This is a genomic window from Pseudomonas sp. Pseusp97 (assembly GCF_047304025.1).
In the GTDB taxonomy this organism is placed as follows: Bacteria; Pseudomonadota; Gammaproteobacteria; order Pseudomonadales; family Pseudomonadaceae; genus Pseudomonas.
This window is the reverse complement of sequence record NZ_JBGLYK010000249.1, coordinates 1-7,597: the sequence shown is the minus strand read 5'-3', so window position 1 is coordinate 7,597 and position 7,597 is coordinate 1. Positions and strand designations below refer to the sequence as shown.

At 66.0% G+C, this 7,597-nt stretch carries 10 protein-coding genes; 5 read left to right on the top strand and 5 right to left on the bottom strand.

Annotated features, from left to right (window positions below; genetic code table 11):
* Window positions 1-224: 224 nt before the first annotated feature.
* Entirely contained in the window at window positions 225-662 is a 438-nt protein-coding gene (locus tag ACCC94_RS25905; protein ID WP_088417253.1) for an Lrp/AsnC family transcriptional regulator, read from the bottom strand.
* A 130-nt stretch (window positions 663-792) separates the two neighbouring features.
* Between ACCC94_RS25905 and ACCC94_RS25900 the strand changes: the two genes are divergently transcribed.
* Both ACCC94_RS25900 and ACCC94_RS25895 read left to right on the top strand, forming a co-directional pair.
* Window positions 793-1,686, top strand: a complete 894-nt coding sequence (locus ACCC94_RS25900; RefSeq protein ID WP_413352478.1) for a DMT family transporter — start codon at window positions 793-795, stop codon at window positions 1,684-1,686.
* A 155-nt stretch (window positions 1,687-1,841) separates the two neighbouring features.
* Complete coding sequence (locus ACCC94_RS25895; protein WP_413352480.1) at window positions 1,842-2,915, top strand: DUF1615 domain-containing protein; 1,074 nt, start codon at window positions 1,842-1,844, stop codon at window positions 2,913-2,915.
* Window position 2,916: 1 nt separating this feature from the next.
* Here ACCC94_RS25895 and ACCC94_RS25890 read toward each other — a convergent pair whose 3' ends face one another.
* Window positions 2,917-3,210 (bottom strand): hypothetical protein, encoded by a 294-nt coding sequence (locus ACCC94_RS25890; RefSeq protein WP_413352477.1) that lies wholly within the window; start codon window positions 3,208-3,210, stop codon window positions 2,917-2,919.
* Window positions 3,211-3,403: 193 nt separating this feature from the next.
* On the opposite strand from ACCC94_RS25890, the gene ACCC94_RS25885 reads away from it, so the two are divergent.
* From ACCC94_RS25885 to ACCC94_RS25875, 3 genes are all read left to right on the top strand, one after another.
* Window positions 3,404-3,895 (top strand): DUF1543 domain-containing protein, encoded by a 492-nt coding sequence (locus ACCC94_RS25885; RefSeq protein WP_413352476.1) that lies wholly within the window; start codon window positions 3,404-3,406, stop codon window positions 3,893-3,895.
* A 79-nt stretch (window positions 3,896-3,974) separates the two neighbouring features.
* Window positions 3,975-4,388: an arsenate reductase ArsC gene (locus ACCC94_RS25880; RefSeq protein WP_413352475.1), complete on the top strand. Its 414-nt coding sequence runs from the start codon at window positions 3,975-3,977 to the stop codon at window positions 4,386-4,388.
* Between the two features lie 344 nt (window positions 4,389-4,732).
* Window positions 4,733-5,728: an LLM class flavin-dependent oxidoreductase gene (locus ACCC94_RS25875; RefSeq protein ID WP_413352474.1), complete on the top strand. Its 996-nt coding sequence runs from the start codon at window positions 4,733-4,735 to the stop codon at window positions 5,726-5,728.
* Between the two features lie 206 nt (window positions 5,729-5,934).
* Here ACCC94_RS25875 and ACCC94_RS25870 read toward each other — a convergent pair whose 3' ends face one another.
* The 3 genes from ACCC94_RS25870 to ACCC94_RS25860 all read right to left on the bottom strand — a co-directional run bounded on the left by ACCC94_RS25870 (window position 5,935) and on the right by ACCC94_RS25860 (window position 7,391).
* Entirely contained in the window at window positions 5,935-6,303 is a 369-nt protein-coding gene (locus ACCC94_RS25870) for a YajD family HNH nuclease (protein ID WP_413352473.1), read from the bottom strand.
* Between the two features lie 58 nt (window positions 6,304-6,361).
* Window positions 6,362-6,727: a YbaN family protein gene (locus ACCC94_RS25865; RefSeq protein WP_413352479.1), complete on the bottom strand. Its 366-nt coding sequence runs from the start codon at window positions 6,725-6,727 to the stop codon at window positions 6,362-6,364.
* 64 nt (window positions 6,728-6,791) lie between these two features.
* The gene (locus ACCC94_RS25860) at window positions 6,792-7,391 is read right to left on the bottom strand and encodes a biliverdin-producing heme oxygenase (RefSeq protein ID WP_413352472.1); all 600 of its coding nucleotides are present in this window, start codon (window positions 7,389-7,391) and stop codon (window positions 6,792-6,794) included.
* Between the last annotated feature and the right edge of the window lie 206 nt (window positions 7,392-7,597).

Sequence of the window (7,597 nt, the reverse complement as noted above, 5' to 3'; positions counted from 1 at the left end):
CCGACAGCGCTCTCGCGACATCCATGTCGCTCAACCCCTGAAACTCCGCTTCAACGAGGCCTCCTGAACGGGGCAGTTCGGAGTGCACGGATGTTTCTCTGGAAGCCTTTATAGTCGCAGCCGCAGCCGCAGCCGCAGCCGCAGCCGGAGAGGTGGTGCTCTTCGTAGGAGCGAGCTTGCTCGCGAACCGCCCAGCGCCGACGGCCTCCTGTAGGAGCAGAACCTCAAGCCATCGGCGGCAACCGCCGCTTCACCGGGCTCTTCTTGACGATGGCGGTATTGGTCTCGGCAAAGCCGTTGAGGTGGTCGAGGATTTCGTCCAGTTGCTCCATGGACCGCACGCACATCCGCGCATAGAAGCAATCCTCGCCGGTGACCTTGTCGCACTCGGTGAACTCGGGGATCGCCAGGATCTGCTTTTCCACGTCCTGCAATTTCCCCGGCAGCGGGCGCACCCGCACGATGGCCTGCAGCTGGTAGCCGAAGGCGCGCGGGTCGACGTTCACCGTGTAGCCAGTGATCACCTGGCGCTCCTCGAGCTTGCGCAGGCGCTCGGCGACGCTGGGGGAACTCAGGCCACTGACCTGGGCCAGGGCCTTGAGGGAAAGGCGCGAGTCTTCCATCAGCGCGGCGATCAGCAACTGGTCGATGTCGTCGGTCATCGTGGCCTCGAAAGGTGAAGTCGAAGAGTTGCCTTGATAGTAAAGGTGATCACTGGGATTTGCCTGCGTCAGGCGATGGAGTGCATGAATCCGCCTGTTCATAATGGACGCCATTGACAGGAGGTGAACCATGAACGAGCGAATCAGACGCGGCACCCTGGAAATGGTCAGTGCCATGCTGATCTGCGGCACCATCGGCTGGCTGGTGGTGGTTTCCGGCCAACCGGTGCTGGATGTGGTGTTCTGGCGCTGCGTGTTCGGCGCCGCGACACTGCTGGTAATCTGCGCGGCCATGGGCTTTCTGCGGCCCGGCATCCTCACCCGCGCCACCTTCGGCCTCGCGCTGCTCAGCGGCGCGGCCATCGTCGGCAACTGGGTGCTGCTGTTCGGCTCCTACTCGCGGGCATCGATTGCCATCGGCACGGCGGTCTACAACGTGCAGCCGTTCCTGCTGGTTTTGCTGGGCGCGCTGTTCCTCGGCGAGAAGGTGACCGCGCAGAAGCTCGCTTGGCTCGGTGTTTCCTTCCTCGGCATGCTCGCCATCGTCAGCGCGCACGGTGAAGCGGGGCAGACAGGTAGCGACTATCTCGGCGGCGTCGCCCTGGCCCTCGGCGCGGCGGCCCTGTATGCGCTGGCGGCGTTGATCATCAAACGCCTGACCGGCGTGCCGCCGCACCTGATCGCGCTGATCCAGGCGGTGACCGGCGTCCTGCTGCTGGCGCCCTGGGCGAACCTCTCTCCGCTGCCGCAGGCCGCCACGGCCTGGGCCAGCCTGGCGACCCTGGGCATCGTGCACACCGGCATCATGTACGTGCTGCTCTATGGTGCGATCCAGAAATTGCCGACGGCCCTGACCGGCGCGCTGTCGTTCATCTACCCGATCGCCGCGATCTTCGTCGACTGGTTCGCCTTCGGCCATCGCCTGACCCCGTTGCAATGGCTGGGCGTGGTCGCCATCCTGCTGGCCGCCGCCGGCATGCAGCGCGGCTGGAGCCTGAACCTGCGGCGCCTGGCCTGGCGCTGAAATCCGTGCTTGCCTGACAATGCCGGGGAACCTGTGCCGCCGGGCACAGGTCCTGTAGGCGGCAGAATTCAAGCAAGGAACGGACTATGACTGCGGCTGCCCTGACGGCAGATTCATTCAGCCTGAAAAGGCCTTCATCACGACTCATCCATCTGCTGGGCGCGGCCGCATTGCTCGCTTTGGCCGGCTGCGGAACGCGCGCACCCAGCGTGCCGGAGCCGACGCCGGAGGAGGTCCGCGGCACGCTGGCCAAGCTGATACCCGCCGGCGCAGCCGACCGCCAGGGCTGGGCGAAGGACATCCAGGTCGCCTTCACCACCCAGCGTATTCAGCCGACCACCGAGAACCTTTGCTCGGTGGTGGCGATCACCGAGCAGGAGTCCAATTTCAAGGCCGACCCGCCGGTACCGGGCCTGGGCAAGATCGCCCGCGCCGAGATCGACCGGCGCGCGAGCAAGGTGCATGTGCCGGGTTTTCTCATCGATACCGCGCTGGCGCTGAAATCGCCGAACGGCCGTACCTACAGCCAACGCCTGGCGAGCGCGAAGACCGAGCGGGAGCTGAGCGCGATCTTCGATGACTTCATCGGCGGCGTACCGCTGGGCCAGCAGTTGTTCGGCCGCTTCAACCCGGTGCATACCGGTGGGCCCATGCAGGTCAGCATCGAGTTCGCCCAGGCCCATGCCGAAGGCTATCCGTACCCGGTGGATGGCAGCATCCGCCGCGAAGTCTTCAGCCGTCGTGGCGGCATGTACTTCGGCATCGCCCACCTGCTCGGCTACCCGGTTAACTACCCGCGCCAGCTGTACCGGTTCGCCGACTTCAACGCCGGCTGGTACGCCAGCCGCAACGCCGCGTTCCAGCGCGTGGTGGCGGACCTCTCCGGCATCACCCTGGCGCTGGACGGCGACCTGATCCTCTACGGCAGCTATGACGCCGGCAGCACCGAGAAGGCGGTGCGCACCCTGGCGCCGAAACTGGGCATGAGCGAGCGGGAAATCCGCCGCGACCTGGAACTGGGCGACAAGCCGGATTTCACCAAATCGGAGCTCTACACCAAGGTCTTCGCCCTGGCCGAACGCTCCGCCGGCAAACCGATGCCGCGAGCGATGCTGCCCGGCATCACGCTGCACAGCCCGAAGATCACCCGCCAGCTCACCACCGCCTGGTTCGCCCAGCGCGTGGACGAGCGCTACCAGCGTTGCCTGACGCGGGCGCCGAAGCAGTGAGTCAATCGCCCTCGGCGGGGTCGCAGACGCCGCTGTCGCCATTCGGGCCGGTGTAGGAGACGCTCACGGTGCCGTCGTCGTTGGTGCTGATCTGCACGGTCACGCCTTCACCCTTGGCGACGACGGTGTTGTCCTTGTCCTGCGTGACCTTGGCTTCCTGGCCGTTGATGTAGACCGGCCCGTTCTCGTCGGTGTGGATCTGGATGTCGTTGGGGCAGTCGTAGTTGAGCATGGGGATGGCGGCGAAGGTGGGCTGCACGACGATCAGCGATGCGGCGATCAGTAGCGATTTCATGGCGTCTCCCGGACGAATGCAGGCGCGGCGCGGGGCCGTGCGGACATTGTCAGCTTAGTGCAGGCGAAGCCGGGCGCTACCGGAGTGCTGGCCCGCCGGTTGCGCTGGCGGATAGCCATTTATCCGCCACTAGATTGAACCTGCCCCCGGACGGATCTGTCAGAGCCTGTCTGAAACCTGGGAAGGGTCTGAAATGCTGTTCGTAGTCATGCTGGGAGGACGCCATCCGCGCGCGCGGATCGAGGTCCATGACGTGGCCTTCGTCATTGGCGACAACCTGAAATCCACCTATCCGCAATTGCGCGAAGCCTGGTTCGGCAGCCCGGATGGCCTGCACATCGACTCCTGGCTGGAGGTGGATGGTGTCGAGGCATACCGCGTCGAGTTCAGCGCGGCGATGCCGGCGCCGGGCGAGCAGCGGCTATTCTTCGTCAACCTCGGCGGCTACGAGCTGGGCAGCTTCGGCGAAGCGCACCAGTACGTGCTGGTGGCCGCGCGCGACGCGGCTGAGGCCAAGGTGCGCGCCAAGCGGCGCATGCCGCGCAGCTGGGACAAGGCACATACCGACGCGGTGATCGATGTCGACGACTGCATCCCCATCGACCAGGTCGGCGGGCGCTACGTGCACCTGGTGGAAGGCGAGAGTCGCGGCATCGTCCAGCGCAGCGACTACATCGTGCTGTGAGCCTTCATGGCGCTGACACGGCCCTGTCATAAAACCTGACGTATAAGGGGCGCATGACCGCCCCCTTGCCGAGGTAAAGATGACCGAGAAACGCCGAGTCCTGTTCGTCTGCGTCGCCAACGACGCCCGCTCGCCGATGGCCGAGGCGCTGCTGCGGCACACCGATGGCGAACACTTCGAAGCCTTCAGCGCGGGTATCCGGCCGACCGCCATCGACCCTCGCGCGCGCGACGTGCTGGAGCACGCCGGGATTTCCGCCCAGGGCCTGCGCAGCAAATCCATCGACGAATTCCGCGGCCAGCACTTCGATTACCTGATCGACCTGTGCGACAAGTCCACCGACGAGGGCGACGAGTTGCCGACCTCCAGCGAAGTGATCGTGTGGAATTTCGTCGATCCGGCCCACAGCGAGCAGCACGACCCATTCCGTCACACCCTGCAGGAAATCAGCGACCGCCTGAAGCTCTTCGAAATGGTGAAGAACCGCGACTGAAGCTTCCGGCGGTGACCTAAGCAAAAAGCCCGCACGGATGCGGGCTTTTTGCTTCGTAGGCCACAGGATTTCGCCGTTGCCTGGGGAGGATCGCCGGCGGATTCCCGCAGAGATGGGGCGCTGGTCCTTCAGCGCAAGGGCATTCTGGCCGCCCGGCATGACAGGCTGGTGACTATCCCGTGAACGCGCCATGGCAATGCGCTGTCACTGCTGTATCACTCGCCGGCATGAGCACTATCGATCCCGACAAGTGGCCAGGCGCAGGGTGCGTCGATAGAGTCACGGTCAAAGTCATGTCCGCGGCGTTGTTTTTTGGCGTCTGCGTGACCCGAATCGGAGTGCCTATGAAGTCCCTGTCAGATATTGCCTTCTCCATGCTCGACCTGGTGCCCGTGCGCGACCAGGGCACCGCTGCCGAGGCGTTGAACAACGCCGTCGAGGTAGCCCGGCACGTCGAGCGCCTGGGCTTTACCCGCTACTGGCTGGCCGAGCACCACAACATGGACGGCATCGCCAGTTCGGCCACCGCCGTGCTGATCGGCCACATTGCCGGCAAGACCGAGCGCATCCGCGTCGGCTCCGGCGGGGTGATGCTGCCCAACCATCCGCCGCTGGTGGTGGCGGAGAACTTCGGCACCCTGGAAACCCTCTATCCCGGCCGTATCGATCTGGGCCTGGGCCGCGCGCCCGGCGCCGACCAGGCGACCATGCGCGCGCTGCGCCGCGACCGCCTGGGCGATGGCGCGGACTTCCCCGAGCAGGTTGCCGAGCTGGAAATGCTCCTCGGCCCGCGCCGCTCCCAGCAGTCGCTCCTGGCGATCCCGGGGGAGGGCACCAACGTGCCGATCTGGTTGCTGGGCTCCAGCCTGTTCAGCGCGCACCTGGCCGCGCAGAAAGGCCTGCCCTATGCCTTCGCCTCGCACTTCGCGCCGCGTTACCTGCATGACGCACTGCGCATCTACCGCGAGAACTTCCAGCCCTCGGCGGTACTCGACAAGCCCTACGCCATGATCGGCGTACCGCTGGTGGCCGCGCCGACCGACGAGGAAGCCGAATACCTGGCGACCACGGCCTTCCAGCGCGTGCTCGCGTTGATCCGTGGCGACAGCCTGAAGCAGAAACCCCCGGTGAAAAGCATGGCCGGCCTGTGGCTGCCCCACGAGCAGGAAGCGGTGGGCAATTTCTTCGGCCTGGCGGTGATCGGCGGACCGGAGAAGGTACGCAGCCGGTTGGAAATCCTGCTGGAGCAGACCGGCGTGGACGAGATCATCTTCACCAGCGATATCTACGACCACGAGCTGCGGTTGCGCTCGCTGGAGATCGTTGCCGGCCTCAAGTAGCGGAAGCTGTTGCGGGAGCGAGGGCGCTTGCGAATGGCTTCCCGACGGGGCTGGGTTCGCGAGCAAGCTCGCTCCTACAGGAGTGTGCCGAGCCTCCACTGTCGGAGCGAGCTTGCTCGCGAATGCGACCGGGCACGCCGGATGTTCCGGCAGAAAGAGAACCTTTTTGCGGATAAGATCCGCTCCTACGGGGCTGGGCGGTTTTCTCAGGCGTGCCCGTCGTCCTTCTTCTTCAGCAGGTCCGCCAGGCCGGCCAATCCCTTGTGGGTGACCTTCGGGCCCTTGGCGCCGGCGTCGTTGCTGTTCTGGTAGTGCAGGTCCACCTGCCGCTGGTGCTCGTTGTCGTGGCAGTAGAGGCACAGCAGCTCCCAGTTGGAGCCATCCTCGGGGTTGTTGTCGTGGTTGTGGTCGCGATGATGCACGGTCAGTTCGCGCAGGCGCACGCCGCTGAATTCACGGCCGCAGCGACCGCAGATCCAGGGGTACATCTTCAGGGCTTTTTCGCGGTAGCTGCTTTCGCGGCGGCGCTGGGCTTCGGCGAGGACGGCGTCGACTTTGCTGGTGGGCTGGTTCATGGCTCGTGGCGGCTGTGCGGAATCGGACCTCCAGCATAAATCCGGCCCGGCGCCCTGACTACGCCCTGGGCGTGTCGGGGCGCGACCAGATCCACAGATTGCCAACCGCCATGCCGAGGATCACCGCGTACAGCCAGAGGCCGTGGGGCAGGGTGATCAGCATGAGCGCAAGCGCCGCGAGCATCGCCAGGCTGGCGCTGATCTTGGCGCGGCGGGCGACGGCGCGGCCGTTGCGCCAGTTGTGCAGGATCGGGCCGAACAGCCGGTGGTTTTCCAGCCAGGCGGACAGCCGCGGCGAACTCTTCGACGCGGCCCAGGCGGCGAGCAGGACGAACTCGGTGGTCGGCAAGCCTGGCACCACCAATCCCAGCATGCCCACGCCGAGGCTGGTGTACGCCAGCAACCCAAACGCGAGACGGGCCAGCCGCGAGCGCGCGGGGCTGAAGGGATTGGCGCGCGCCTTGTCGGCGGGCGCGCGCTCAAGGGCCTCAGACGGCGGCGGGAGCACTGTCGTAGCTGTGCTGCAGCAGTTGGGAAAAACGCTCGAAGGCGGCGATGGCGCCGGCTTCGGCTTCGCGTTCCTGGGCCTCGCTCAGCTCCAGGCCATCGAGGATGCGGGTGAAGTGCTTCCAGCCTTCGGCACGGCCGCCTTCGGGCTCGCCCAGGTGGCGGGCGCCGGTTTTCTCGTCCAGGCCCAGGGCGGCGACGCGCTTGATCAGGAAGGCAGCGCCGAGCTTGGAGCCTTCGGAGACGAACAGCCAGCCCAGGGCGTGCGCCAGGGTCGGACGGCTGATGGCTCCGGCCACCGGGGCGGGCACTTCGGTGTCGAGGTCGGCCAGGTCCAGGCGGGCCTGTTCGGCGCGGCAGCGCTGCGGCAGGTCGGGAAAGATCCTGCCCAGTTCGGCATCCTGGTACAGGGCCTGCAGCTCGGACTGGAACAGGTACTGGGCGACGACGAAACGGGCGAAACGCTCGCGGCTGGAGAAGGGCTCGCGGGCCTTTACGGCGTGGTCGAGACGCTCATGGGGGGCGTGGGTGAGAGCGTTCAGGCGCTGCGAGCGCAGGGTGGGGAGTTCGACGGTGGTCATTTCCAATTCCTTGAAATTACTGGTCTTTACAGACGAGACGAATGACTTCGGGGAAAGCGTAAAGATTGTCGGGTGTGCAATGGCGATAGCGGAGCGAAGTGGGTTGGGGGGGGGCCGGCCCCCGCGCAAGGGGGGGGGGGGGTGTTTTTGTGGGGGGGGTTGGGGGGAAACCAGGCGGCCGGGTTGAGGGGGGGGCCCCCCCCCCC

Bases quoted from the DNA above. Each gene is read 5' to 3' on its own strand.
- ACCC94_RS25875 (WP_413352474.1), top strand. From the start codon at position 4,733: ATGAAGTCCCTGTCAGATATTGCCTTCTCCATGCTCGACCTGGTGCCC.
- ACCC94_RS25870 (WP_413352473.1), bottom strand. From the start codon at position 6,303: ATGAACCAGCCCACCAGCAAAGTCGACGCCGTCCTCGCCGAAGCCCAG.
- ACCC94_RS25885 (WP_413352476.1), top strand. From the start codon at position 3,404: ATGCTGTTCGTAGTCATGCTGGGAGGACGCCATCCGCGCGCGCGGATC.
- ACCC94_RS25900 (WP_413352478.1), top strand. From the start codon at position 793: ATGAACGAGCGAATCAGACGCGGCACCCTGGAAATGGTCAGTGCCATG.
- ACCC94_RS25860 (WP_413352472.1), bottom strand. From the start codon at position 7,391: ATGACCACCGTCGAACTCCCCACCCTGCGCTCGCAGCGCCTGAACGCT.
- ACCC94_RS25890 (WP_413352477.1), bottom strand. From the start codon at position 3,210: ATGAAATCGCTACTGATCGCCGCATCGCTGATCGTCGTGCAGCCCACC.
- ACCC94_RS25880 (WP_413352475.1), top strand. From the start codon at position 3,975: ATGACCGAGAAACGCCGAGTCCTGTTCGTCTGCGTCGCCAACGACGCC.
- ACCC94_RS25905 (WP_088417253.1), bottom strand. From the start codon at position 662: ATGACCGACGACATCGACCAGTTGCTGATCGCCGCGCTGATGGAAGAC.